General features: G+C 63.7%; 23 protein-coding genes. 15 read left to right on the forward strand and 8 right to left on the reverse strand.

The annotated features are described in order from the left end of the window. Positions 1-278 precede the first annotated feature (278 nt). The 3 genes from ACQR3T_RS10985 to ACQR3T_RS10995 all read left to right on the forward strand — a co-directional run bounded on the left by ACQR3T_RS10985 (position 279) and on the right by ACQR3T_RS10995 (position 4319). Positions 279-809, forward strand: a complete 531-nt coding sequence (locus ACQR3T_RS10985) for a hypothetical protein (RefSeq protein WP_428693409.1) — start codon at positions 279-281, stop codon at positions 807-809. A gap of 361 nt (positions 810-1170) precedes the next feature. Continuing rightward, positions 1171-1923, forward strand: a complete 753-nt coding sequence (locus tag ACQR3T_RS10990) for an ABC transporter ATP-binding protein (RefSeq protein ID WP_428693410.1) — start codon at positions 1171-1173, stop codon at positions 1921-1923. Further along, positions 1920-4319 (forward strand): FtsX-like permease family protein, encoded by a 2400-nt coding sequence (locus tag ACQR3T_RS10995; protein ID WP_428693411.1) that lies wholly within the window; start codon positions 1920-1922, stop codon positions 4317-4319. Before ACQR3T_RS10990 ends, ACQR3T_RS10995 begins: the two co-directional genes overlap by 4 nt. Positions 4320-4347: 28 nt before the next feature. Here the strand turns inward: ACQR3T_RS10995 and ACQR3T_RS11000 are convergent, their stop codons facing one another. Together ACQR3T_RS11000 and ACQR3T_RS11005 are read right to left on the reverse strand one after the other, a co-directional pair. Further along, positions 4348-4734, reverse strand: coding sequence for a hypothetical protein (locus ACQR3T_RS11000; RefSeq protein WP_428693412.1), 387 nt, complete (start codon positions 4732-4734; stop codon positions 4348-4350). A gap of 26 nt (positions 4735-4760) precedes the next feature. Beyond that, on the reverse strand, positions 4761-5282 hold the full coding sequence (locus ACQR3T_RS11005; RefSeq protein ID WP_428693413.1) for a DUF3558 family protein: 522 nt from the start codon (positions 5280-5282) through the stop codon (positions 4761-4763). Positions 5283-5423: 141 nt separating this feature from the next. Here ACQR3T_RS11005 and ACQR3T_RS11010 point away from each other — a divergent pair, with 141 nt between their 5' ends. Together ACQR3T_RS11010 and ACQR3T_RS11015 are read left to right on the forward strand one after the other, a co-directional pair. After that, complete coding sequence (locus ACQR3T_RS11010) at positions 5424-6002, forward strand: hypothetical protein (protein WP_428693414.1); 579 nt, start codon at positions 5424-5426, stop codon at positions 6000-6002. Between the two features lie 263 nt (positions 6003-6265). Beyond that, on the forward strand, positions 6266-7525 hold the full coding sequence (locus tag ACQR3T_RS11015) for a reverse transcriptase family protein (protein ID WP_428693415.1): 1260 nt from the start codon (positions 6266-6268) through the stop codon (positions 7523-7525). A gap of 78 nt (positions 7526-7603) precedes the next feature. On the opposite strand, the gene ACQR3T_RS11020 is transcribed toward ACQR3T_RS11015, so the two are convergent. The 4 genes from ACQR3T_RS11020 to ACQR3T_RS11035 are packed head-to-tail and all read right to left on the reverse strand — an operon-like array spanning position 7604 to position 12915. Next, a complete protein-coding gene (locus tag ACQR3T_RS11020) occupies positions 7604-9736 on the reverse strand; it encodes an alpha-galactosidase (protein ID WP_428693416.1) in 2133 nt (710 codons plus the stop codon). Then, positions 9733-10662 (reverse strand): carbohydrate ABC transporter permease, encoded by a 930-nt coding sequence (locus ACQR3T_RS11025; RefSeq protein WP_080730614.1) that lies wholly within the window; start codon positions 10660-10662, stop codon positions 9733-9735. The genes ACQR3T_RS11020 and ACQR3T_RS11025 overlap by 4 nt, the downstream gene beginning before the upstream one ends. Further along, the gene (locus tag ACQR3T_RS11030) at positions 10662-11561 is read right to left on the reverse strand and encodes a carbohydrate ABC transporter permease (protein WP_032378859.1); all 900 of its coding nucleotides are present in this window, start codon (positions 11559-11561) and stop codon (positions 10662-10664) included. Before ACQR3T_RS11030 ends, ACQR3T_RS11025 begins: the two co-directional genes overlap by 1 nt. 58 nt (positions 11562-11619) lie before the next feature. Then, positions 11620-12915: an ABC transporter substrate-binding protein gene (locus ACQR3T_RS11035; RefSeq protein WP_428693417.1), complete on the reverse strand. Its 1296-nt coding sequence runs from the start codon at positions 12913-12915 to the stop codon at positions 11620-11622. Positions 12916-13126: 211 nt separating this feature from the next. On the opposite strand from ACQR3T_RS11035, the gene ACQR3T_RS11040 reads away from it, so the two are divergent. The 5 genes from ACQR3T_RS11040 to ACQR3T_RS11060 are packed head-to-tail and all read left to right on the forward strand — an operon-like array spanning position 13127 to position 19383. Beyond that, positions 13127-15160 (forward strand): beta-galactosidase, encoded by a 2034-nt coding sequence (locus ACQR3T_RS11040; protein ID WP_428693418.1) that lies wholly within the window; start codon positions 13127-13129, stop codon positions 15158-15160. Continuing rightward, positions 15160-15975 (forward strand): DeoR/GlpR family DNA-binding transcription regulator, encoded by an 816-nt coding sequence (locus ACQR3T_RS11045; RefSeq protein WP_428693419.1) that lies wholly within the window; start codon positions 15160-15162, stop codon positions 15973-15975. Before ACQR3T_RS11040 ends, ACQR3T_RS11045 begins: the two co-directional genes overlap by 1 nt. Beyond that, positions 15962-17107 (forward strand): galactose-1-phosphate uridylyltransferase, encoded by a 1146-nt coding sequence (galT, locus tag ACQR3T_RS11050; protein ID WP_428693420.1) that lies wholly within the window; start codon positions 15962-15964, stop codon positions 17105-17107. Before ACQR3T_RS11045 ends, galT begins: the two co-directional genes overlap by 14 nt. Beyond that, positions 17104-18270, forward strand: a complete 1167-nt coding sequence (gene galK / locus ACQR3T_RS11055; protein ID WP_428693421.1) for a galactokinase — start codon at positions 17104-17106, stop codon at positions 18268-18270. Before galT ends, galK begins: the two co-directional genes overlap by 4 nt. A 21-nt stretch (positions 18271-18291) precedes the next feature. Beyond that, the gene (locus tag ACQR3T_RS11060) at positions 18292-19383 is read left to right on the forward strand and encodes an ABC transporter ATP-binding protein (RefSeq protein WP_032378864.1); all 1092 of its coding nucleotides are present in this window, start codon (positions 18292-18294) and stop codon (positions 19381-19383) included. A 7-nt stretch (positions 19384-19390) separates the two neighbouring features. Here the strand turns inward: ACQR3T_RS11060 and ACQR3T_RS11065 are convergent, their stop codons facing one another. Then, positions 19391-20041 (reverse strand): cutinase family protein, encoded by a 651-nt coding sequence (locus ACQR3T_RS11065; RefSeq protein WP_032378865.1) that lies wholly within the window; start codon positions 20039-20041, stop codon positions 19391-19393. A gap of 255 nt (positions 20042-20296) precedes the next feature. On the opposite strand from ACQR3T_RS11065, the gene ACQR3T_RS11070 reads away from it, so the two are divergent. The 5 genes from ACQR3T_RS11070 (at position 20297) to ACQR3T_RS11090 (ending at position 24051) form a co-directional block, all read left to right on the forward strand. Next, positions 20297-21421 (forward strand): hypothetical protein, encoded by a 1125-nt coding sequence (locus ACQR3T_RS11070; RefSeq protein ID WP_428693422.1) that lies wholly within the window; start codon positions 20297-20299, stop codon positions 21419-21421. After that, positions 21418-22509 carry an SMP-30/gluconolactonase/LRE family protein gene (locus tag ACQR3T_RS11075; RefSeq protein ID WP_428693423.1) on the forward strand — a complete coding sequence of 364 codons (1092 nt, stop codon included), beginning with the start codon at positions 21418-21420 and terminating at the stop codon, positions 22507-22509. The genes ACQR3T_RS11070 and ACQR3T_RS11075 overlap by 4 nt, the downstream gene beginning before the upstream one ends. A gap of 19 nt (positions 22510-22528) precedes the next feature. Beyond that, positions 22529-22732 carry a hypothetical protein gene (locus ACQR3T_RS11080; RefSeq protein ID WP_428693424.1) on the forward strand — a complete coding sequence of 68 codons (204 nt, stop codon included), beginning with the start codon at positions 22529-22531 and terminating at the stop codon, positions 22730-22732. Continuing rightward, positions 22732-23007: a GNAT family N-acetyltransferase gene (locus ACQR3T_RS11085; protein ID WP_428693425.1), complete on the forward strand. Its 276-nt coding sequence runs from the start codon at positions 22732-22734 to the stop codon at positions 23005-23007. The genes ACQR3T_RS11080 and ACQR3T_RS11085 overlap by 1 nt, the downstream gene beginning before the upstream one ends. A gap of 213 nt (positions 23008-23220) precedes the next feature. Further along, entirely contained in the window at positions 23221-24051 is an 831-nt protein-coding gene (locus ACQR3T_RS11090; protein ID WP_428693426.1) for a MerR family transcriptional regulator, read from the forward strand. Here ACQR3T_RS11090 and ACQR3T_RS11095 read toward each other — a convergent pair. After that, the gene (locus tag ACQR3T_RS11095) at positions 24039-24221 is read right to left on the reverse strand and encodes a hypothetical protein (protein WP_230592311.1); all 183 of its coding nucleotides are present in this window, start codon (positions 24219-24221) and stop codon (positions 24039-24041) included. The two genes, ACQR3T_RS11090 and ACQR3T_RS11095, sit on opposite strands and share 13 nt — an antisense overlap. Positions 24222-24321 lie beyond the last annotated feature (100 nt).

Raw genomic sequence — 24321 nt, forward strand, 5'->3', positions numbered from 1 at the left:
GCAATTCCCTTCGCTCTTTCGTCTGTGGATCTTCAGCCGTGTTCCTCGGCGACACATCAGACTCTCCACCTAGAAGAAAGCGCAGGTCAACGCCAATTGCCAGGTCGTTTCGGCCGTCATGGCGAACTGCTGACAACTGTCACGTGCAACTACGGACCAGGTGTCACGTAAGTGCCCCGATGCTGGGATTCACGCCCCTCGTGGGGATTCACACCGCCTGGAGCGGGCGTGAATGACGATGAAGGGCGTGGATTGGGTAGTGGACTTATCGTGGCGTGATGGAAATCGGATTCGACGCGGGTTCGTATACGGTCCGTGAGGTCGATGGCGGAGACACCACCGAGCGGTTCCTGGCCGTGTTCAACAGCAACCCCGAGTTCCTCGACGCGAGTACGTTGCACACCGGTGTCACCGTCTTCACCGAGGTGGATGTCGAGAAATTTCTCTGGCACAACACGGTCATGGAGAACTCCCACTGCCTGGTGATTCGTGCAGCAGAACGAATCGTGGGAGTGATGACATTGCTGGTTCCGCATCCCCGCGAAGGTCAACCGTGGGTGGGGAGTCTGATCGTCGACGGGGAACTGGAGCATGAGCGTGTGGCGAATCCGGTGCTGGCGGAGCTCGAGCGCATACTTGTGGCGCAGGGGTGGACCCATGTGTTCGTGGGTCCGATGGTAAGAATGGTCGAGAGCATCGGATGGTGGCGTTCACTCGACTATCTGCCGGTCGAACGACGACTGGACAACGACAAACGCGAAGTCGGGGTTCACCGAAAAACATTGCGGGATATCAGTTCTCCGGAGTGAGTTCCGAGATGTTCGACGACATCAGATCATCCGTGTCGGCCGTCTCGTCGAAGTAGCGACGAAAAGCATCCGCATGGATTCGATGATGTCGATGTGCTGTTGAAGAATCACGTCGAGAGACCGATCGGTGCCGGTAACGAGTTGGAGGAACTTATCACGGGTACCAGCTACGCGCCTGATGCTGGGATTGCCGCCCTTCGTGGGGATCCACACCCCGTCGACGGGGTGTGCTCGACGATCCCGGGCGTGGATCGAGGCAATCGTAGGCGCATCGCCCGTCGCAGATGGTAGGGCAGACCCCCGAATATTGTGTAGTGCGTGCGGCACTGTGCCGCGTCGACGAAACAGATTCAATTACTGCATGATTCGAGATGACGCATCTGCGGTCCGGCTCGACGATGTCCGGAAGGTGCACGGCGAGGGCCATCGCGCAGTTACAGCCCTCGACGGGGTATCGATGGACTTCGGGCGGGGTAGTTTCACTGCGATCATGGGCCCCTCGGGCTCGGGTAAGTCGACGCTGCTGCACTGCGCAGCAGGTCTGGATCGTCCGACCAGTGGCATCGTCACGATTGCTGGCACCGACATCGCCCAGCTCGACGAGAAGGCGCGCACCGAATTGCGTCGCCGCCGGGTGGGATTCGTATTTCAGGCGTTCAATCTGGTGAATTCGTTGACCGCAGCGAAAAACATCGAGTTACCAGCACGATTCGCTGGGTCTCGTATTCCGGCGAGTGAAGTGACGGCGGCGCTGGCGGCAGTGGGGCTCGAGGACCGCGCGTTCCATCGTCCTGCTGAGTTGTCGGGCGGTCAGCAGCAACGAGTTGCCCTGGCGCGGGCACTCATCACCCGGCCGGACGTTCTCTTCGCGGACGAACCGACCGGTGCCCTGGACTCGCGCTCATCGAAAGATGTTCTGTCGCTGATGCGCACGCTCGTCGACGATCACCAGCAGACCACTCTGATGGTCACGCACGACCCACTTGCCGCTTCTTACGCCGACGTAGCAATCTTTCTCGAGGACGGGCTCGTTGTCGATTCCTTGGAGATCGAACGGGAGCGACCGGACACTGCGGCCGTGATCGCCACTCGTATGGCCGGACTGGACGGATGATGCTGGCATCGGCGAACCTTCGCACTCATTGGAGAAGCTTTCTGGCCACACTGCTGGCCACGACGTTCGGGGTTGCCCTGATGAGCGCGACGCTCATCATCTACGACTCCGCACGACCGACGGTTCAGCCGCGGCTGGAGGGTGCGGCGCTACTCGCATTGCCCGCGCAGGCCGTGAACGAATTCGGCAACACGGCGGACTTCATTCCCTGGAGTGCAGAGCGGGCTCAGCAGGTTGCCGCCGATCTCGGTGCCGTGCCCGGGGTGGAGGCCGTCGTCACCGATAGGTCTTTTTATGCCCAGCCGTTCATCGACGGTGCGCCGGTCGAGGACGAGGGAGCGCAGGACGCCGGACACGGTTGGGCAAGTGCGCAATTGACACCCCTTCGGTTGACATCGGGTGCCGCACCGACGAACCCCGACCAGATTGTCGTTTCCGATTCACTGGGTCTCGCCGTAGGTGACACGGTCTCGGTGAATCTTGCGGCCGGGCTCGAGAAGTTCGCGGTGGCGGGAACACAGGACGGGCCGGGGCTCTATTTCGCTGAGGAACGTGCCGCGCAGCTGGACCCCGGTGTACGCGCGATCGGCGTCGTAGCGACGTCCGATGCACGGTTGGACGACCTCGAGACAAGGGTCGAAGAAAAGCTGGGTGACCGGGGACGAGTAGCCGCCGGCACCGATCGCGCAGCGCTGGAACCCGAGTTCGTCTCGCACCGGCGGAATCTGGGCACTCAGCTGATCGTCGCGATGGCCACCATCGGCCTGTTCACGACCGTCTTCGTTGTGGGATCGACATTCGCCCTCACGACATCCGAACGCCGACGGGAGATCGCCCTGCTGCGAACCATCGGTGCTGCAACGGGACAAGTACGACGCTTGGTGCTCGGAGAGGCCGCGGTGATCGGCCTCGTGGGTGGTCTCGTCGGTGCAGGCCTCGGCATCGCAGCGTCACCTGCGCTGCGAATGTTGCTGCTGAAACTCGACGTTCAACCGCCGGAGTTGCAGGTTCGGATATCGGCGTGGCCTCTACTGGTGGCGGTGAGCATCGGCATCACCGTGGCGTTGATCGGTGCCTGGATGCCCGCTCGATCGGCCGCCACAGTGGATCCCATCGAGGCCCTTCTCGATGCCGCCGTCGAACGACGTCCCATGACGACGCTGCGCTGGCTCATCGGGCTTGCCTCGCTCATCGGTGGTCTGGGTGCGACGGTGTCGACAGCAACAGCGGCTACCGACAGCCGAGTGAATACCGCGGTCGCTGCGGCCATGGTGCTGATCCTGGCTGCGGCGCTACTTGCGCCGATCGTGATCGGGCCGATCGCCGGCCTCGTGACTCGGCCGTTCACACGGCGCTCTCGATCGGCGTTATCGATGCTGGTCAGAGCGGAGCTGACGACGGGGTCACGCCGTGCGGCCGCTACCGTGGCTCCGGTCATTGCCGCCGTCGGCTTCGCGGTGCTGTTGAGCGGAATGGTGCAGACGATGGCCGTGGCGTATCCGGCCGCGCAGACCGAGCAATTGCGCGGACTGGCAGCCGTGACCCCCGATGGAACCGCGGGTCTGAGCGATCAGGTGGTAGCCGAAACAGCGGCGGGTCCGGTAGGAACAACTGCCGGACTACCGTCACGCGTATTCGTTCCTGGACCTGACGGCACCGTGACCGTCGTCGACGCCGTCGGCAGCCTCGATGAACGGTACGCCGCACCGGGGCGGGCAGTGCTGGACGAGGCAACAGCGAGTCTGTTCGATATGCGGGCCGGCGAGGAGATGTCGGTGACCTTCGCAGACGGTCGTTCCGAGAGCGTGGTGGTGTCGCAGGTGCTCCCGCTCGACCCCGCGCGTGGTGCATTCGTGCTGCCGCGCGCACTGGTACGCGATCATGATCCGTCGGCGTTGACCGAGGTCGTGTTCGTTCCGGAAGAAATGGCACCGACACATTTGACCGCAGGTGCGAGGGTCGAGGACGCACACAGTTTCGCGTTGCAGGACTACATGGTCGACGCGCGCCTCACCAATTGGCTTGCGGCCGTGCTCATCACGATGGGCGTCGGGTACAGCGGTCTCGCGGTGGCTAACAGCACGGCTATGTCGGCGTACCGACGCAAGGACGATTTTGCCGTCCTGAGAGCGTCCGGTGGAACCGACCGGCAACTGCTGACGACGGCCGTCGGCGAGACTGGTGTGATTGTTCTGATCGGGTCTGCGCTCGGTGTGATGGTCACCGTGCCTCCACTGCTGGCGATGGCGGTCGGCTTGTCTCAGGTGACCGAAGCCGAGGTGGGTCTGCAGATGTCGTGGTCGACCGTGCTGTGGGTGGTCTCGGGATGTTTGGCTCTGGCGACGGCCGCAACTGTGGTGGTGACCCGACGGGGGTTGAGGGTCCGGGCGGGATAGCCCTGTCGGCGAAAGGTGCTGTGCCACCTCACTTCGGCGGAGTCAGTGCGGTGATGTTCGCGGACGTCTGGGCATCGGTGTCGAGTGTCTCGTCGAAATAGCGACGAAAAAGCATCCGCATGGATTCGATAACATCGATGTGCTGCTGCAGAATGACGTCGAGAGACCGATCGGTGCCGGTGGCGAGACGACCGAACCGGGCTTGCAGATCTTGCGCAGACTTCAAGTCGCCCCACTCTTGAAACTCGCCCAGGCGAATGGCCTTACGTTTCATGTCGTTGAGGTGTGCGATGTACGCGACACAGGCTGCATCACACTTGGCAGCGACTTCGACCGGAATCGTGATGGAGCCGGCGTCGGCTTGGGCGTTGAGCTCTTGCCAATGTGTGATGAGGTCCGGCCTGGCTTCGGTCACGGGTTCGCGTCTTTCAGTCGGTGGAGTTAGCTGGGGAGTTCTGAGTCGAGCTTTGCGACCAGGGAATTCAGCTCGGTACATGGGTCGTAAGGAGGATTGCGGACCGTGGCATCTGTGATGATCGTTGCCCTGATCAGTTGGATGCCCTCTGTGAAGGCAACGCCGCAGTTCAGGGATGCGTCAGCACCGACCTGCTGATACTGGGTCGCGTCACGAGTGCCCACGCGCACGGGCTGGAGCCGGTCGAAGCTAGCGGGATCGTCGATGTAGTCAATGCCTTCGAGCCCGGCGAATATCGAAAAGAAGTATTTGTTGTTCGGCGGTCGATCCTCCCAACCACAAATCTTGAATCCGTATTGATCCCGCCCGAAGATTCCCGACTCCTTGGTGTCGACGTTCAATCCCGCTCGCTCGATTGCCTCGTCGGAGATGGTGCAGGGATCCCATGGCGTAGTGGGTGCCGCGATCGTGCTGCTGGTTTCCACCCGCGGCGTCGCCTCCCCTTCTGTGGTGTTCGAGCAGCCCGCGATCAGCAGAAGTGTCGCCATCATCGGGATCCATCGACGTGCCCTGCGCATTGCTCTTGTCCGTTCCTCGAGAACACCTACGTTCTTGGACGCAGCACAAGCCGCGTCGGTTCCAAGCGTCAGCAATTCGGGAGACGCAGAATCTGTGACAGGCTGGCAGACGTGGAGGATTGCGACGACGGCAACCCAGGCTCCACTACCGTGCTGGTCGAGACGGGTATCTACGGGGAACTGGATCTGATCTACCGGGACGACGAGGTGTGCGGTTCGTATCGCGAGGGCGTACCCATGACCGTCACGATTTCACGCACCGGGCCTCGGACCTCTGACTCGGCACCGATCGGGACGCGCAAGGCCGCACAGCTGAAAGCGAGCATCGACGGTTGCGAAATACTTCTCAATCCCGGCCGCGCGAGGCTCTTCAAGCGGTCCTACCGCGTCGGCATCCAATATGGCGGACGTACTCTGTCTCTGCGCGCCAAGAACCTGGAAGACAGTGTGCTGCTCGATGGTTCGTCGGACCGGGGCGACAACGAATTCGGGGTGCTGACTCGCGTTTTCGGTGGAGGTGTCGATGTGTTGTGGGCGCTCCCGTTCACAATGGTGAACAAGACGATCGAACCGCCGACACCGTCGCGCGAGGACGCCCTCGTCGGCATCGTCGTGGCTGCGGCATTCGGAACCGGCGGGTTGTCATTGACGACCATCGTGATGGGCGCACTCGAATCGATCCTTCCGTGACGGTCCCGCGGGCAACGCGCTGACAGATCGGCGTCGATTTGGCATGGTGGAGGGATGCAGCGGCGCGTGGGCGAGTGTTGGTCCGCGGGACCGGTCTCAGGGGTAACCCCTGGGTACATCACGAGAATCGAGCACTGCGTCCGAAGCTGGTCCGCACGCTTCGCGTGCTTGGCAGCTCCGAGGACAAAAGATTTCGGTCGCCCCGCGCCGTTGCACCCCACGGCCTTGCATGTCACAGCGCTGCACCCGATCGGTAGCCGCCTGTGACCGAACGCGAATTGACCCCATGGGCCGCTGCGACATTGGCGCGGCTAGCCGCCGATGTCGAGTGGACGCGGTCGGGACTCGAGGTTGCGTTCGCCCGTTTCATGCCCGAAAGAGCCTCGTGGCTCGCAGACCGAATTATCAATCTGTATCCCAGCCCACCCTTCGACGAGGCGTCGATTTTCGGTTTGTTGCGCGATCTTCCGTTCATCTCGGAGCCCTCCGCGTCCTCGCAGCGGCCCAATACGAGCTCCCGCTTCAAACCATGGCGATTCGAGGTACCGCGGTACGAGACCACCGGTCAGCTGGCTCGATCTCTCGACCTGACGATCTCCGAAATCGAATGGTTCGCCGACCTGCAGGGCAGGCTGCGTACCGCTCCGTTCCCGTTGCAGCACTATCGATCTGCGCGACTCGACAAGCGTCAGGGCATTCGACTACTGGAGGTCCCGAAACCACGCCTGCGTGAGGTTCAACGAAAGATACTGCGCCGCATACTCGATCGAATTCCGGCGCATCCAGCGGCGCATGGCTTTCGGAAGGCGCGCAGTCCGCGTACCTTCGCGATGCCGCATTCCGAACGCGACGTGGTGGTCTCGGTGGATCTCCGACGCTTCTTTCCGTCCATCGGGTTCGATCCAGTGGTCGCGATCTTCGAGGCGGTGGGCTACCCCAAGAGGGTCGCGGCAAATCTCGCCGCGCTGTGCACCACGGTCACCCCGGCCGGCGAATTGGTCGGGGTAGACCGTCCCACTGCGGCGCGGCTTCGAGCCACCCACTTGCCGCAGGGCGCGCCCACATCACCGGCGTTGGCGAATCTGGCTGCGCGACAACTCGATATCCGAGGCGCGGGCCTGGCCAGGTCCGTCGGTGCCCACTACAGCCGATACGCAGACGATCTGGCGTTCTCGGGTGGTGCAGACATCGACGTCGACAGACTGCTGTGGCTGATTTCCCAGATCGCCCACGACGAAGGCTTCACGATTCATCCCGACAAGACCAGGGTTCGACGCGCTCATCAGCGGCAACAGCTGACCGGGCTCGTCGTCAATTCGTGGCCGGCAGTGCCCCGAGAGGAGTACGACAATCTCAGGGCACTGCTGCACAACTGCATCAACACCGGACCAGCCGAGCAGAACCTGCACGACCACAACGATTTTCGTGCCCACGTCTACGGACGCATCGCCCGGATCGGCGAGACGAACGAGACGCGTCGCGCAAAGCTGCTGAGCATGGCGTCCCAGGTGAACTGGGACTGAGCTGCGAATCAGCTCCTCGGATTCGGATTCCATCCTCCCATCGCAGGCGGAAATCCATAACTGAGGAGCCGATACGCCTCAGACGGCCCGCACCCGCAGCAACACTCCGGTCTGCGGGAACAGCACCGGTAGTGCCACACCCGCCTGCGCCAACATCGAACCCGATAGCTCGACGATTCCGCCATCGGCGATCCATGGCGGAAGTTCGATGCCGTTGCCCAGGTCGCTGAGCTCCCGCACGAACTCGACGCGGTACCGAACATGTGGATCCAGACCTGGAAGGCGGACGCGATCGGTACGGTCCTCGGGCGAGGTATCCATCCGCACTACCGAGTATGCGGCCTCCGACAGATCCGCCGCCACGACTCCGTGTAGCCAGACGCTCTGGTCGGGATGGTCGGCGCGCACAACATCGCCGCTGTGCAACAACCCGCGCAGTTCCTTGTACAGCCCGGTCCACGTCGTCAGGTACTCGTGGTCCTCGGACGAGAGCTCGGTGACGTCCATCTCCAGCCCTGCGTGGCCGAACAGTGATGTCAAGCAACGGAACTGGAGAGTGGACCACCGACCCGACGTATGCGCGATCTGGGGCCCGACGTGCGAGCCGATCAACTCCGGCGGCAACAACTGCGTCGTCCACCGTTGCAAGCGTTGACGTTCGAGCGGATCGTTGGTGTCCGACGCCCAGACGCGGTCGGTGTGTTCGAGCACCTCCAGATCGATGCGGGCACCGCCCGATGCACAGGACTCGAACTCGACCTGTGGATGGCGGGATCGCAAGGCGTCGAGCAACCGATAGAACGCCGAGGTCTGTGTATGCACCGCAGCGCGACCGTCGGAGTCGACCGCCAGCATCAGGTCCCGGTTGTGATCCCACTTCACGTAGTCCGGCCGCTCGTTGGTCAACACAGCATCGATGGCCGAGAGGAGATAGTCGAATACGTCGTCACGGGTCAGATCCAGTACGTGCTGATGGCGCCATTCGAGGGGAATGTGGTCCGGCGCTGCGAGCAGCCAATCGGAATGTGCGCGAGCGATATCGGAGTCCAGGTTGACCATCTCGGGCTCGAACCACAGGCCGGGGCTCATCCCGAGCGCTCGGACGTGATCGAAGAGCGGGGCCAGGCCATCGGGCCAGACCCCCTCGTCCACCTGCCAGTCACCGAGACCGGCTCGATCGTCACGTCGGTGGCGGAACCAACCGTCGTCGAGCACAAATCGCTCGACTCCCACGCGCGCGGCGACATCCGCGATACCGCGAAGCCGGGTGAGATCGTGGTCGAAGTAGACGCCCTCCCACACGTTGAGGACCACCGGCCGCGGCGACGAGGGATGCGCCGGACGGGAGCGCATCCAGCGGTGCAGCGAGTGTGCCGAACCGTCAAGTCCGACAGCCGAATAAACGAAATGTACCCACGGCGTCGAGTAGGTCTCGCCGGTCTGCAACACCACCTCACCGGGCGCGAGCAGTTCACCACCCCCCAGAACGCCCGAGGCCTGACCGGCCCGCTCGGGAAGCCGCTCGGCCAGGTGCAGGTGATCCCCGCTCCACGCGACGTGCGCACCCCACACCTCACCGCTGCGGAAGCCGAAGCCCTCGCTGCCTGCGGTGAGAACCAGGGTGGCGTCGTGCCCCGTTCGTCCGCGGCGCGACGCGCGCACCACCGCACCGTGGTCGAACCGTCGACGCTGCGGGGTGCGCTCGCGGCAATGACGGCCCGTCAGATCGAGGAGTTCGGTTGCGGTGTCCGGCAACGGCATCAGGGTCACGACGCCGTCGACGGTCAGAGGTCCACCGTTCACGTTCTGGACACCCTGACGAACGCGCAGTGATCCGCCGACCTCGAGGGACAACTCGATCGACCACGAGATGCCCAGCTCGCTATCGGAAGCGGCCACAGTGCAACCGAATTCGGTCGCGGAGGTCGTCACTTCAGCCCAGCGCGGGTACTGCACCGAACCGTCGCGATGCACCGCCAGAGCCGGGGTGCCCTGCCAGGCGTCGTCGCCGCCGGGTGCGAGGGTGAGCCACCGCGGCACATCCACACTCGAGTGCGGAACCGCTGGTATAGCGGCCCTGCGCAGTTCGGTGAGGTCGTGATCGGTGAGCTCACCGAGATCGGCACCCCAGTGCAGCACGGCGGGAACGGCCGTGGACGACGGTCCGAGGATCACCATGACGCCGTCGCGGCGCAGGACGGTGAAGCTCACTTGTTGGCACCCATCGTCAGTCCGGACACGAAATGGCGTTGCAGCGCAATGAATACCAGCACCGTCGGTAGCGCGACCAGTACCGAGCCCGCCGCGAGCAGGTTGGTGTCGGTGAAGAAGCTGCCCTGCAGATTCTGCAGCGCCGTTGTCACCGGAAGCTTGTCACCGCTGACCATCAGGGCCAGGGCCCAGAAGAAGTCGTTGTAGATCCACGTCACCATGAGGGTGGCGAGTGCGGCCAGCGCGGGCCGACACAGCGGCATGACGACCTGCCAGTACTGCCGGAACAAGCCTGCGCCGTCGACGGTCGCGGCCTCGAGCAGTTCGTATGGCACGGTTTTCATGTAGTTGCTGAGCACGAAGACGCAGAAGCCCGTCTGGAATGCGACGTGCACGATGATCAGGCCCCAGTAGCTGTCGTACAGCGAGCCCGAGGAACTCATCCAGTACGGAACCGGAATTGCGTTGTACAGCCGGAACAATGGGGTCAGCAGGGTCTGCTGCGGCAGCAGGTTGCCGGCGATGAACACCGCCAGCATGAAGATGTTGAACTTCCAGCTGAAGCGCGCCAGGATGAACGCTGCCATCGAGCCGAAGAACAGGATGAGCAGCACCGACGGAATTGTGATGATCATCGAGTTGAGGAAGTAGTGCGGGATGCCGCCGATCTGCCACGAGTCGATGTAGTTGTCCAAGGTGAACCCGCCCACCGACAGGTACCCGTTGAGCAGCACGTAGTCGTAGTCGCGGAACGAGTTGTACACCGCCCACACCAGAGGGAACAGCCAGGCCAGCGCCATGACCGTCAGCAGCACGTAGATCGCGATCTGTGCGGTGCCCGCGCGTCGACGATTGGCGACGGCGGCGCGGTTGCGGGTCAGTGGATCGCGCTCGGGAGGTGCTGTGCGCGTGAGTGAAGTGGTCATCAGTCTTTGCTCCGAAGAACGATGGCGAGGTACAGGGCGATGAAGACTAGCGAGATGCCGAGCATGATGGTGGCCAGTGCCGAACCGAATCCGATCCGGCTCGCCTCACCGACTACGTTCGCCGTCACGAGAGCCGAGATCAGCTCTAGTCCGTTGCGGCCCTTGTTGATCACCCACACGAGGTCGAAGGCGCGCAGCGCCTCGATGACGGTGATGACGATGATCAACAGGTTGGTGTTCTTCATCAGCGGGAAGATGACGCTGAAGAACGTGCGTATCGGCCCGGCACCGTCCATCACCGCGGCCTCGCGGACGGACGGGTCTATGGCCTTGAGGCCGGCCAAGTACAACAGCATGATGTAGCCGGTGTGACGCCAACCTGCCGCGACCATGACGGCCCAGATGTTGATGTCCGGATCGCCGAGCCAGTCGACGTCCGTGCCGAGCAGGCTGTTGAGGACGCCGCCCTCGGTGGAGTAGATGAGCTGCCAGATGAAGCCGATGAGGGCCATCGACAGCACCACGGGGATGTAGAAGATGCTCTGGTACAGCCGAGATCCCTTGAGATTCTTGTCCAACAGAATCGCGAGCAGGATGCCGATGACGGTGGGGACGAGGAACAGGAAGACGAGCCACAGCACGTTGTTCTGCAGTGCTTGCTGGAACGGCGGATACGCCTGGACCGCGTCGACGTAGTTCTGAGTACCGATCCACTCGATACTCGACGTGCCGCCGATTCCGTCCCAGCGTGCGAACGAGAGGATCACCGTGAACACGGTGGGAATCCAGACGAGACCGATGACGATCATCGCGGGAACGCCGAGCATCAGTGCGATGGTCCACTTCTCGCGAACACTGCGCCGAATCTTCGGCGACTTGACCCGTTCGGGTGCGGTCATGGCATTACCTGATCTCGAGGTCGAGTGAATGATGGGGGTCGAATCACAGTGCGCACGATCATGTTCCGAACACCGCCGACTTCTGGCGCTCGATGCTGCGGACCAATCCGTCGACATCGTTCGGGTTGCCGATGAACTGTTGCAGAGCCGGGATCATGACGATGGACGCGAAGTCGGGTCGGGTGTCGCGGTCGAAGAACTGAGTGATGGATCCGGCGTTCTGCACGAGGTCTGCCGATTTACGCACCAGTGCAGGGAAATCCGACAGGTCGGCGTCACGGTGTGCGGGAATGGCCTGCGGATCCTGCTTCGCATAGGCCACTGCCGGGTCGGGTCCGGTGAGGAAGGTCAGCAGCTTCTCGGCAGCGGGACGGTTGCGCGGATCGGCGCGCATCATGAAGCCGTCCATCGGTGCCTCGACCGCGGAACTGCCGATGGCGGAGTCGAGTTCGGGGAAGGGGAAGAAGTCCAGATCGTCCCGCTCGGCCCCGGCGGGGAAGCTCTGTGCGACGAACATGCCGGCGACCAGGGACCCGACGCTCTTGTTGAGCAACGCCGTCTGCGCATCGGCGATCTTGCGGCCCAACGGCTGCGGTTGATGGAACGGCAAGAGCTCGCGCCAGGTGTCGAACACCGTGCGGACGCGGTTGTCGGTCCAGCTGACATCACCGGCCAACAGGGTGCGGTGGAAGTCGACACCGTTGAGGCGCAGGTTCAGATAGTCGAACGTCCCCATCGGTGGCCAGCCGTCACGGGCACCGAAGCCGATCGGGGTGATGTTGTCGGCCTGCATCTGCTTGTTCAGCGCGACCCACTGGTCGTAGGTCTTGGGCGGTTCGTATCCGCGCTCGGCCCACAGGCTCGGCCGGTAGAACACTGCCCAGGGGTAGTAGAAGAACGGAATCAGATATTGGTTGCCGTCGGATCCGGTCGAGTTCTCCTTGAAGCTGTCGCTGTATCCGCCGCCGTTGCTCGCCCACACATTCGAGACGTCCTCCACCAGACCCTTGTCTGCGAAGTACTTCATTCGGTAGCCGCCCATCCAGGTGAACACGTCGTCCGGCGTCCCCTGGAGGTAGTTGTTGACGTTCTCCTGGAACGACGTCGAATCGACGGTGTTGACGCGGATGTCGCCACCGGTCTGTTGCCGATACATGGCAACGAAGTCCTCGACGCCGACCTTGGAGTTCTTGTCCGACAGCCGCGAGCCGAGCGTGACCGTGTTGGGATCGAGACTGCTCGAGCACGACGACAGCACGCCACCGGCGGTCACTGCGCCGGCGGCAACGAGCGCTGACCTGAGGAAGTCGCGCCGAGACGGCTGCCACGTACGCGGCCACTCCTGTGGGTTCATGAGAATCCTTCGCCGGAAAATGTCGATAACGATCAGAAATGAACATCAACGATGTTCAACGATGTGCGTTTACTGACCGTTCGGGGTGATGCAGGTTACAGAAACATGACTCGGTAGCGTCTGTCAAGCTCTTGCTAGTCCTCTCACCTGCGCCAGTAGGAGAATGTTCATTCATGTTGACATCTGAGAGCTGCTCGTTCATATTGTGAGCATGGACACAGCGCGACGCAGCACCTGGCCGACCCAGGGAATTTCCTTCGGGGGCGATTACAACCCCGAGCAGTGGCCCGAGGACGTGTGGCATCGCGACGTCGAGCTGATGCACGAGGCCGGTGTCGACTTCGTGACCGTCGGTGTCTTCTCCTGGGCGCGCCTCCAGCCGACCGCGACGACGTGGGACTTCGAGTGGCTCGATCGGGTCATGGACCTGATGCACCAGGGCGAGATTCGGGTCGATCTGGCCACGGCTACCGCGTCGCCCCCACCCTGGTTGGCCACGGCCTACCCGCAGATGCGTCCGGTCGACGATCGCGGCTACCGGTACGCCATCGGAAGTCGTCAGACGTGGAGCCCCAGTTCCGCTGTGTACCGAGAACATTCGCTCGCGCTGGTCGAGAAGATGGCGCATCGCTACGGTGAGCACCCCGCGCTGGCGATGTGGCATGTCTCCAACGAACTCGGCTGCCACAACGCCCTGTGCTACTCCGACGACAGTGCCTACGCGTTCCGGGAATGGCTCAGCACCAGGTACATCGACCTCGAGACCCTCAACACCGCCTGGGGCACCGACTTCTGGAGCCAGCGCTACAGCGACTGGGACGAGATCGTTCCTCCATCGGTGAGCACCACGTTCGGCAACCCGACTCACCAGCTCGACTGGCGACGCTTCTGCTCCGACGCACTGCTCGAGCAGTACCGAGCCGAGAAGGCCGTGCTGAATCGCATCACCCCCGAGATTCCCGTGACTACTAACTTCATGGTGGGTATGGGACAGGGCCCCGCGCTTGCAGGCAACATGGACTACGCGTCGTGGGCCCCCGAGCAGGACATCGTCTCCACCGACCACTACCTCGTCGGACCCGAAACAGGCGACGCCGCCGCACATCACAAGCTCTCGTTCTCGGCCGACCTCACCCGCGGCGTGGCCGGTCGTCGACCATGGCTGTTGATGGAGCACTCCACCAGCGCCGTCAATTGGCAGCACATCAACCGTGCCAAGGTTCCCGGCGAGATGATGCGTAACTCCCTGGCGCACATGGCTCGCGGAGCAGACGGCATCGCCTACTTCCAGTTCCGTGCGTCCAAGGCGGGCGCGGAGAAGTTCCATTCGGCTCTGGTTCCCCACGCCGGTGAGGACTCCGCCCGCTGGCGCGAGGTCGTCGAGCTCGGCGCGGCTCTGCGTCGCATGGCCCCGGTGGCAGGCAGCACCGTCGATGCTCGGGTTGCCGTGCTCTTCGACTGGGCCTCGCAGTGGGCGTGCGAGCAGGAGGGCCATCCGTCGATGGCGATGCAGCCCATGGAGATTGCTCGACGCGCACATCGCGGATTCACTTCCGCGGGCGTGACCTGCGACGTCGTCCCGTCGTCGACGGACCTGAGCGACTACGACGTGATCGTGGTTCCGGCTCTCTACCTGTGCAGCGACGAGACCGCGGCGCGGATAGCCGACGCTGCAGAAGTAGGTGCGCAGGTGCTCGTCACTGCGTTCTCGGGAATCGCCGACGAGGACGATCACGTGCGACTCGGCGGCTACCCGGGTGCCTTCCGCGAGCTGCTCGGCGTCCGAGTCGAGGAGTTCTTTCCGCTCGCCGAGGGCGAGACCCTGACGCTCGACAACGAGACCCTCGGGGAGATCTGGAGCGAATACCTCACTGCGTCCGAGGATGTCGACGTACTCGCGCGGCATACCCAGGGCCACTTGCGTGGAGTTCCCGCGCTGACCAAGCGCGCGGTCGGCTCCGGCGCCGCCTGGTACGCGGCCACCGTCCCCGACGCGGCGGGCTGGGCCACGCTGGCCGACAAGCTTTGCGCTGCAGCAGAAATCGATACCCGACGCGACCTCGGATCCGATGTGGAGATCGTGCGACGATCGGCAGGGGAGCAGTCCTGGTTCTTCGTACTCAACCACGGGAGCGACAAGGTCAGCGTGCCGGCCACAGGTACCGACCTGGTCAGTGGGGCACAGGTCGACGGTGAGCTGATCGTGGCCGCAGGCGGCAGCGCAGTGATCGCCGAGACCCGCTGATGCTCGCCCATCAGCGTCAGCAGAAGATCCTCGACCAGGTGACGGCCTCGGGCGCAGTCAAGGTCGCCGATCTGGGTGCAGCGCTGTCGGTGTCGGACATGACCATTCGACGCGACATCAACGAACTCGTCGCCCGGGGTCTGGTCGAGCGGGTGCACGGCGGCGTCACGCTCCCCCGATCGGCGAGTGTGTTCGAGCCGGGCTTCTCGGCCAAGTCCGAACTCGATCGCGACGCCAAGGCCGCAATTGCCAAAGCCGCTGCGCGTTTCGTGCGGCCGGGAACATCGATCGGTATCTCTGGCGGCACTACAACACACGCGCTGGCCGAGGAACTGCTCGACGTCCCGGACATCACCGTCGTCACCAATTCTCTCCCCGTTGCCGACCTGTTTCACACCGGTGGCCGGACGGATCAAACCGTGTTGCTCACCGGCGGGGAACGCACACCTTCCTACGCGTTGGTCGGGCCGCTCACGGTCAGTGCCCTGCAGAGTATCCACCTGGACATGCTGTTCCTCGGGACGCACGGGGTGGACATCGAATCGGGGCTCACCTGCCCCAATCTCATGGAGGCACAGACCAATCAGGCGCTGGTGGCGTCGTCCCGCCGCGTCATCGTTTTGGCCGACCACACCAAGTGGGGTGTCCGTGCGCTCGCCAACACCATCCCGCTCTCTCGCGTCGACGTGTTCGTCACCGATGCCGGGCTCGACTCCGGCGTACAGGACGCGTTGTCCGAGGTGGTCGACGACGTGGTGATCGCCGGAGAACCTGTCGACACGAACGAGGAACGAGTACTCGATGACCGCGCATGACGCCACGACGCACGCACTGCGCAAGACGTCGACCACTCTGGCCGATGGTCGAGAGCTGATCTATTACGACGACACCGAGCCCTACGTCTCCGGTGGAGCCACCCGCGACCTGGTCGATACCCGCGCGCTCGCGCCGTCGATGTCGCAGTCGCAGATGCGATTCGACGTTCTCACCGGCGAATGGATCGTCATCGCCGCTCAGCGGATGGACCGGACGTTCTTGCCGCCGGCCGACGCGTCGCCGCTGGCACCGAGTCGTCCCGACAGGCCGGCGACGGAGATTCCGGCTGCAGATTACGACGTGGTGGTGTTCGAGAATCGATTCCCGTCACTATCGGAAACTGCTGCACAGCAGACACTTCCGACAGAGGTGGACGGTGAGGCACTGTGGCCACTCGCGCCCGGCACCGGTCGCTGCGAGGTGATCTGTTTCGCCAGCGATCCCGACGCTTCTTTCGTCTCGCTGGAGCTCTCTCGGGTCCGCACCATCATCGACGTCTGGGCCGACCGCACCGCTGCGCTCTCCGCGATCCCCGGCGTGCAGCAGGTCTTCTGCTTCGAGAACCGCGGCAAGGAAATCGGCGTCACGCTGACGCACCCGCACGGTCAGATCTACGCCTACCCCTACCTCCCACCTCGGACCGACGCGCTGATGCGGCAGTCTCGCAAGCACATCGAGAGCACCGGACGAGTACTGCTGGCCGATGTCCTCGCTGCCGAACTGCGTTCGGGTCGACGCATCGTGGTCGACGCCGAGCACTGGGTCGCCTACGTCCCGGCGGCGTCACGGTGGCCGGTCGAGGTTCATCTCGCCCCTCGTCGCGATGTGGCGGACCTCGCCGAGTTGAACGATGTCGAGCGTGACGAACTGGCCGAGGTCTACCGGCATCTGTTGCGCGGAGTCGATGCGTTCTTCGAGGGCGTCGACGAGGTGCCGTACATCTCGGCGTGGCACCAGGCGCCCGTGGGAGCCGACCGCGAACTGGGACGGCTTCACCTGCAACTGTTTTCGATGATGCGCTCACCGGGCCGGATGAAGTTCTTGGCCGGCTCGGAATCGGCGATGGGCGCGTGGGTCAACGACACCACGCCGGAACGGATCGCCGATCGACTGCGTGAGGTACTCGGATGAAGTGGCTCGATGTCGTCGCCGAGGAAGATCTCGCCGACGGGGCCGCAGCGCTGTTTCGCTGCGCGTTCGACGGTGAACCCGATGGCGTCTGGATCGCTCCGGGCCGAGTCAATCTGATCGGGGAGCACATCGATTACGCAGGCGGTCTCGTGTTGCCGTTCGCGTTGCCGTACGCCACCGCGGTCGCGGTACGTCGCCGCGAGGACACGGTGATGCGCGCCGTGTCGACACACACCGACGAGTCGTGGACGGGTGAGCTCGGGGAGATCGGCCCGGGCACACCGTCGGGGTGGGCCGCGTACGTGGCGGGCGTGGCCTGGGCGCTGCAGGAGCACGGGATAGGCGGGGTCGATGTTGCCGTGCACTCTTCGGTGCCGGTGGGTTCGGGCCTGTCGAGTTCGGCAGCCCTCGAGTGCTCGTTCGCTCTGGCGCTCAGTGAGCTGTTCGATCTGCAGGTCGATCGAAACATTTTGATAGACGCCAGTATTCGAGCCGAGAACGAGATCGCCGGTGCGTCGACGGGCGGCATGGATCAGAACATCGCGATGTCGGCTCAGCCGGGACACGCGCTGTTGCTCGATTGTCTCGACGGGTCGACGCGTCAGATCCCCCTCGATCTCGATGCGTCGGGAACCAGGCTGCTGGTGATCGACACCAATGCACCGCACCGGCTGGTCGACGGCCAGTACGGAGCGCGTCGGAAGTCGCTCGACACCGCATACGCCGAATTGGGGGTCACGACGCTGCGCGGCCTCGATCTCGAGCAGACCGTCTCGCGCCTCGTCGACGACACTCTGCTCACCCGAGTTCGTCACGTCATCAGTGAGATCGGGCGGGTGGAGCAGGCAGCCGAGCTACTCGACCGCGGTGCCGCAGGCTCCGAACTCGGTGAGTTGATGACGGCCTCGCACGTGTCGTTGCGAGACGACTACGAGGTCAGCTCTCCGGAGCTCGACAGTGTCGTGGACGCAGCGCTTCGCGCAGGCGCGCACGGAGCTCGCATGACCGGCGGAGGCTTCGGCGGATCGGCCATTGCCTTGGTGCCGTCGGACATCGTCGAAGCGGTGGTGGTCGAGATCGACTCCAGCGCAGCACGAGCCGGACTGCCACAGCCCACCTTTCTCCGCGCCGAGCCCGCCGGCTCCGCGCATCGATTCTTCTAACCTCTACAAAGGAGCACTCCCATGGCACAGGTCACGTACGAAGGAGCGACCAAGCTGTATCCGGGATCGGACGTTGCAGCGGTCGAGTCGTTGGATCTCGCCATCGAGGACGGCGAATTCCTCGTTCTCGTCGGCCCGTCCGGCTGCGGAAAGTCCACCTCGCTGCGCATGCTCGCCGGGCTGGAGGACGTCGACTACGGTGCCATCAAGATCGGTGACCGAGACGTCACTTCATTGGCACCCAAGGAACGTGACATCGCGATGGTGTTCCAGAACTACGCGCTGTACCCGCACATGACCGTCGCGAAGAACATGGGCTTCGCGTTGCAGATCGCCGGTATGGACAAGGCCGAGGTGGGCCGACGCGTCGAGGAAGCGGCGAAAATTCTGGACCTGACCGACTACCTCGGCCGTAAGCCCAAGGCGCTCTCCGGTGGTCAGCGTCAGCGCGTTGCGATGGGCCGTGCGATCGTGCGGAACCCGCAGGTGTTTCTCATGGACGAGCCGCTGTCGAACCTCGACGCCAAGCTACGCGTCCAGACCCGCACGCAGATCTCCTTGCTGCAGCGCAGGCTCGGCACCACCACGGTGTACGTCACCCACGATCAGGTCGAGGCCATGACCATGGGCGATCGCGTGGCGATCATGAAAGCCGGTGTACTGCAACAGTGCGCCAGCCCGAAGGAGCTCTACGAGCGTCCGGTCAATGCATTCGTTGCAGGCTTCATCGGCTCGCCCGCGATGAACCTGTTCGAGGTGGACGTCGTCGCCGGTGCCGCGAAAATCGGATCGCTGACGGTGCCCATCGAGCGGTCGATTGCCGACCGCATCGACGGCAGCCGCGTGACGATGGGCGTGCGCCCGGAAGCATGGACGCTGTCCGATTCCGGTACCGACATCGTTGTCGACGTCGTCGAGGAACTCGGTGCAGATGCCTACATCTACGGCCGGACCGTCGAGGACGCGTCGAATCTCGGCACGCTGGGGGCTCAGATCATCGCCCGGATCCCCGACATCGCGACGCCCTCTCAGGGAGACGTCATTCGAATAGCCCCTCGCGCCGAGACGGTGCACTACTTCTCGACGAAGACGGGATTGAATCTGCGCCCCTGAGCTCGAATCAGGAACGAACCAGAGTGGCAGCGAACTGTGCGCCCTGAGTGGTGGATCCGTTCGTACCGTACTGAAGGTGCGCGAAGGCGTTGAATCCGCCGATCTGGCATACCGGATCGCCGAAGTTGCAGAAGCTCGTCGTGCGTGAACCGTATGTGCTGCTGGATGTTTCGATCTTCCGCCCGTACAGGCCGAACGGGTTGCCGAACACCACGACTGCTTCGACCCGGGAGGCCAGGGCGGCGGGAATGACGGCACCGGTGAAGCTGCTGGGGGTGCGCAGGCCGACGGCGTTGGTCACCACGGTGGCTCCTTGTGAATATCCACCGATCACGAACTTCGTCGAAGGGCAGGATGCAGCAACGGAATTCAAGTGTGCGACGAGGTCACGGGATCCGGGGCCCGCGCTTGCCTGGGTGAAGTCTGCGGCGTAGTCGACGGCGTAGGTGCTCGCCGAGCGGTCCGACAGCTGAGATTTGAGGCTGTTGACGAACGGTGTGCCGGTGATGCCGAGTCCGGGGAGCTCGCCGGTACCCCGAGCGAAGGAGATATCGACGTCCGAACATGGCGCAGCGGAGGCCACGCCCGCCGGAAGTGCCACCGTCGACGCCGAAATAGCCAGCGCTGCAATGGAATATGCGAGCAAACGTTTCTTCATGCGGTGTCCTTCTTGGGTCGAGGGAGGCCTACCGGCACGAACGATAGCTGCTGAAACGATCTTTTCCCAGGGTCGTCAAACTTTCGATTACCAGCATCTCGACGGTTGGTTGGACAGTTCTGGGGGAGTGCCCCGCGATCGCGTCGGTCGGACATCACGGGGCTGGTTTCTCAACGCCTGTTGCGATACGGTCTCCGCCGGGGTTGCCGTAGACCGGGCACAAAGCCTGGTCCGAATTTTTCCGGGGGATATGTCGTGAAGAGTCGTGGAGTACAGGTTGCTGTAGTGACGGCGGCGGTCGTGGTCATGTGCCCGACGATCGCGGCGAACGCTGCGCCCGGCCCGGCTCCGGCCCCCGCCACGATCCTCGGCTCGATCGAGAACGGACCCGGTAGCTTCAGTGTCTACCGCACCGTCGACAGCGGGCAGCGACCCACCGAAGCCGACAATTCCGCGTGCAACGACTACTTCGGATCCCCGCGCTCGCTGACCGTGGTCGAGCGGCTCGACGCGCGGATGTACACCTTCACCAACGATCCGTCGACGGGTTTCCTGCTCGATCCCACCGCCCAGAACGTCGGACCGATCTACGTGTGCGACGGCCCGACGGTCGACGGCCAGGCGTTTCTCGACCAGTGGGGGGTGCTGACCGCTCCGGGCCTGGGCAGGTTGTCGATGAACGGTCCCTGCGGGCTCGAGTTCATGATCGGCTCGCCGGGGCGCGGCGCCGTCGATTGTGTTCTGCGAGTGCAGCCCAATGACTCCGGGGTCACCGACGGGGTCGCGACCAGCAACTCGGTCGCCAATCCGCTTCGGTTGCCGGACGGTCGAACCGGCTCGCTGTGGACTCTGTACACACTGGGCGAGGGGACTGCTCCGGTGGCCGAGCCCGTACCAGGCACTCCGCAGCCGACCGGCTCGGTGAAGTACAGCGTCGGCCGCGAGGTCAATTCGATCTCGACCGGTTCCACCCCGGCATGCCCGGGTGGAGTGCGCACTACGGAGATCCACTCCGTCTCGGTGGACCCGGCCACCGGAGCGGCATCGACCGAGCCGTCCGAGGACGTTGCCGCCAACGCGTCGATCTGTTACCAGAACCCGTCGTCACCGGACTTCGGCGCGTCGCTGAGTATCACGAGCCTCGGCGTCACACCCGCGCTCACGGCAACCTCGACCGGGCAATGCCGGCGTACCGATCTGGCTGTCGGAGCAGATATCGTGCAGCAGTCCTGTGGCTTCACTCTGCCACCGCAGCTCGGTCGCGGCCTGACCGGTGGACAGGTGACGTTGAACGGCCTGGTCCCGAGGAACGATCCAGCGGGATCTGCGAATTCGGCAATCTGGACCACGTCCTTCCTCGGTCCCATTGCTCCACGATGACGCAGCGTCGTCCTTGGGCTCTCGTTCTCGCGGTGCTCGCGATCTGTTTCTCCGGTGTACCCGAGGCAGTAGCCGAGCCTGCCACCGCGCCAGAGCCCGTCGGATACGGGCAGACCAGAGACATCGCCGTAGTTCCCCTGCCGGGGCAGCCCGAGGGGATGGCAGTCGATCCTGTGGACGGCAGCATCTGGTCGGGATCGAATCGACCGAATTCGGCTGCGGACGTGTGGCATTGGGATTCGCACGGCCGACTGCTCGATACGTACTCCTTGATGGATCACGAACCTGCCGAGCACGGCGTCAACGGGATCACTCTCGACGGTGACGGCCGGGTGTACGCCCTCGACTACTCGGGTACACGGGCTGTGAGGATCGACCCAGCGACCGGTACGCAATCGGTCTATGCGACATTCGCGAATCTGCCGATCTGTGCGGAGACTGTGAGCACTGCTTGTGAGCCGTCGCCCGTCGACCGGCCTGCGTGGCCGAACTGGGCCACTTTTGCCCCCGACGGAACCCTGTATGTCAGCGACCTGAACCAGGCCACCGTCTGGAAGGTACCTGCGGGTGGTGGGGCAGCCGAAATCTGGTATCAGAACAAAGATTTCGCGTCGATCTACAGTGTCAACGGTATGCAGTTCGATTCATCGGGTCGGCTGAACTTCGTGGTGACCATGTCGCTGACCCCGGATATCAGCACGATCGGCCGCGGCGTCGTCTACCGAATTGCGCTCGACTCCAACGGTTCACCCGGTCCGTTGGAGCGCATAGCGGTCGTCGCGCAGGGCGACGGCCTGGCCATCGGAACGAGCGGTCGCATCTACCTGCCGATCTCGAACCCGCTCATCAATTCGATCCAGGTGGTCGACCCGAACAACGGGTCGATAGTGGCCGAGCTACCGACCCTGGCGGATCGCGTGACCCGCTCGATTCCGTACTCGACCCCCGCGTCGGTTGCGTTCCGAGGAACCTCGTTGATCGTGTCCAACCACGGTCTCTTGGCTATCGACCCACGTCAATGGGCGATCCTCGAACTCGGAGTCGGAGAGACGGGATTGGCGCTGCACTATCCGACGGGGATCTCCTAACCGGTGCTACCGTCTGCCGGTGGACCTTGTCGTTCCCTCCGCTGATCTCGCCGATGCATGGCGGGATGCGCATGCCGAGTGGGGACCCGGGTTCCATGAGGACGGTTTCGGGTTGACCGCTGACGATGATGTCGATTCCGCACAGGGCTTCTCGGACTGGGTCGATCGGCTGCGACGCGACAGCCTGTGCACTTACCGCTGGATCGTGGAGGTCGCCGAGTAGTGGGCGGGATCGCTGTGCGGCACGGCAGCGCTGCGGAGATCGAGCGGTTGGGCCACCTCGGCTATGGGGTGCGACCGTCCGACCGTGGCCGCGGAGTTGCCACGCGAGCGCTCGCCGACATGCTGAAAGTTGCCGCAGAGATTGGGTTCTCGGAACTGACGGCGGTGTGCGAGGTCGATAATCGTGCGTCGGTTGCGACGCTCGAAGGGGCCGGTGGTGAGCTCCTCGACCGCCACGGACCGACGGTCAAATATCGGATCAGGGTCGCGCTCTGAGTCTCAGCGCTTCGATATTCAACGAACCGCCTGATCTGTCTACCGCTGGCCGCTCACTGCCGGACCGACCACGACTGGGTCGACGCTGCAGTAAACCAGAATTGCTCAACGGCCGATTCTGCGCCGATCGGCAGCTGTTCTGGCTGGATCGAGAGCGGTCGGCGCGCGACACTTGACCCTCACACAGTGTGAGAGGGGATTCTCTTCAGAATCATGTTCAGCATCGGAGAGTTCGCATCGATCGGCCGGGTGTCGGTTCGCATGCTTCGGCATTTCGACGAGATCGGGTTGTTGACGCCGGCACGGGTGGATTCGTTCACCGGATACCGCTCGTACGACGGCTCGCAGTTCGAGGTCCTGGGACGCATCCTCATGTTCAAGGACCTCGGGTTCCGGCTCGACGAGGTGACGCAGATCGTGCATGGCCAGGTCGATGGTGACCGTCTACGCGAGTTGCTTGCCGCCAAGCGCGATGACGTCGTGCGTCGACTCGATCTCGACGCCGCTCGGCTGCGTCGTATCGATGCGCGGCTCTCCCACACCGAAGGGATTTCGATGATCACCGTGGACACCAAATCGTTGCCTGCCACTCGCATCGCTGTCGTCACGGAGACCGCCGCCGGGTTCGGTCCGCAGAACATCGGCCCGGTCATCGGTCCGATGTATGCCCGACTCGCTCAGACGCTCGCCGGGCACGGCGTGACGTTCGGCCCCTCGTCGATCGCCATGTACGAAGCCGTCGACGACGGAGACGGCACGGGCATCACCGTGCACGCCGCGTTCGAGGTGGGGCCTGAGGTCGTGGCCGGTGAGGGCTTCGAGGTTCGGGAGCTACCGCCCGTCGAGCTCGCGGTGACCACCGTGCACCACGGGCCGATGGCCACGATCGGTGAAACGTGGGAGCAGTTGATGGCGTGGATCGAGGCCAACGGCTACGAGCTCTCAGGCGTCTGCCGGGAGCTCTACCTGGTGTCGGAGCCGCAGCCGCAGGAGAACTGGGTCACCGAACTCCAGCAGCCGGTGGTCCGACGTCAGGACGCCTGAGCGAGCTCGACGAGTGCGGTGCACTGGCAGCCGCCGGTGACCTCTTCGCACTCGAGGACCAGGAAGTGACGGACGTACTCGAGGTCCACGCAGTCCGGCTCCGTGCACTCCGCACCGCCGACCGCATGGATCACAAGTGTGCCGTGGCAAGTATCGAAGCTGGTGGACACGCGAATTCCCTTCTGTCGTTTCTCCTACATCCTTGATATCACCGGGCTCCGACAAGTTCGGGAGAAGACCAGCGTGTTCGACGCCTGAGCTGGGGTGACC

This window comes from Rhodococcus sp. IEGM1428 (assembly GCF_050321865.1).
Classification (GTDB): Bacteria; Actinomycetota; Actinomycetes; order Mycobacteriales; family Mycobacteriaceae; genus Rhodococcoides.

What these genes read in the sequence shown, in the direction of transcription:
- ACQR3T_RS10985 (WP_428693409.1), top strand. Translation starts at nt 279, where the DNA reads ATGGAAATCGGATTCGACGCGGGTTCGTATACGGTCCGTGAGGTCGAT.
- ACQR3T_RS10990 (WP_428693410.1), top strand. Translation starts at nt 1,171, where the DNA reads ATGATTCGAGATGACGCATCTGCGGTCCGGCTCGACGATGTCCGGAAG.
- ACQR3T_RS10995 (WP_428693411.1), top strand. Translation starts at nt 1,920, where the DNA reads ATGATGCTGGCATCGGCGAACCTTCGCACTCATTGGAGAAGCTTTCTG.
- ACQR3T_RS11005 (WP_428693413.1), bottom strand. Translation starts at nt 5,282, where the DNA reads ATGGCGACACTTCTGCTGATCGCGGGCTGCTCGAACACCACAGAAGGG.
- ACQR3T_RS11025 (WP_080730614.1), bottom strand. Translation starts at nt 10,662, where the DNA reads ATGACCACTTCACTCACGCGCACAGCACCTCCCGAGCGCGATCCACTG.
- ACQR3T_RS11030 (WP_032378859.1), bottom strand. Translation starts at nt 11,561, where the DNA reads ATGACCGCACCCGAACGGGTCAAGTCGCCGAAGATTCGGCGCAGTGTT.
- ACQR3T_RS11035 (WP_428693417.1), bottom strand. Translation starts at nt 12,915, where the DNA reads ATGAACCCACAGGAGTGGCCGCGTACGTGGCAGCCGTCTCGGCGCGAC.
- ACQR3T_RS11040 (WP_428693418.1), top strand. Translation starts at nt 13,127, where the DNA reads ATGGACACAGCGCGACGCAGCACCTGGCCGACCCAGGGAATTTCCTTC.
- ACQR3T_RS11045 (WP_428693419.1), top strand. Translation starts at nt 15,160, where the DNA reads ATGCTCGCCCATCAGCGTCAGCAGAAGATCCTCGACCAGGTGACGGCC.
- galT (WP_428693420.1), top strand. Translation starts at nt 15,962, where the DNA reads ATGACCGCGCATGACGCCACGACGCACGCACTGCGCAAGACGTCGACC.
- galK (WP_428693421.1), top strand. Translation starts at nt 17,104, where the DNA reads ATGAAGTGGCTCGATGTCGTCGCCGAGGAAGATCTCGCCGACGGGGCC.
- ACQR3T_RS11060 (WP_032378864.1), top strand. Translation starts at nt 18,292, where the DNA reads ATGGCACAGGTCACGTACGAAGGAGCGACCAAGCTGTATCCGGGATCG.
- ACQR3T_RS11065 (WP_032378865.1), bottom strand. Translation starts at nt 20,041, where the DNA reads ATGAAGAAACGTTTGCTCGCATATTCCATTGCAGCGCTGGCTATTTCG.
- ACQR3T_RS11075 (WP_428693423.1), top strand. Translation starts at nt 21,418, where the DNA reads ATGACGCAGCGTCGTCCTTGGGCTCTCGTTCTCGCGGTGCTCGCGATC.
- ACQR3T_RS11090 (WP_428693426.1), top strand. Translation starts at nt 23,221, where the DNA reads ATGTTCAGCATCGGAGAGTTCGCATCGATCGGCCGGGTGTCGGTTCGC.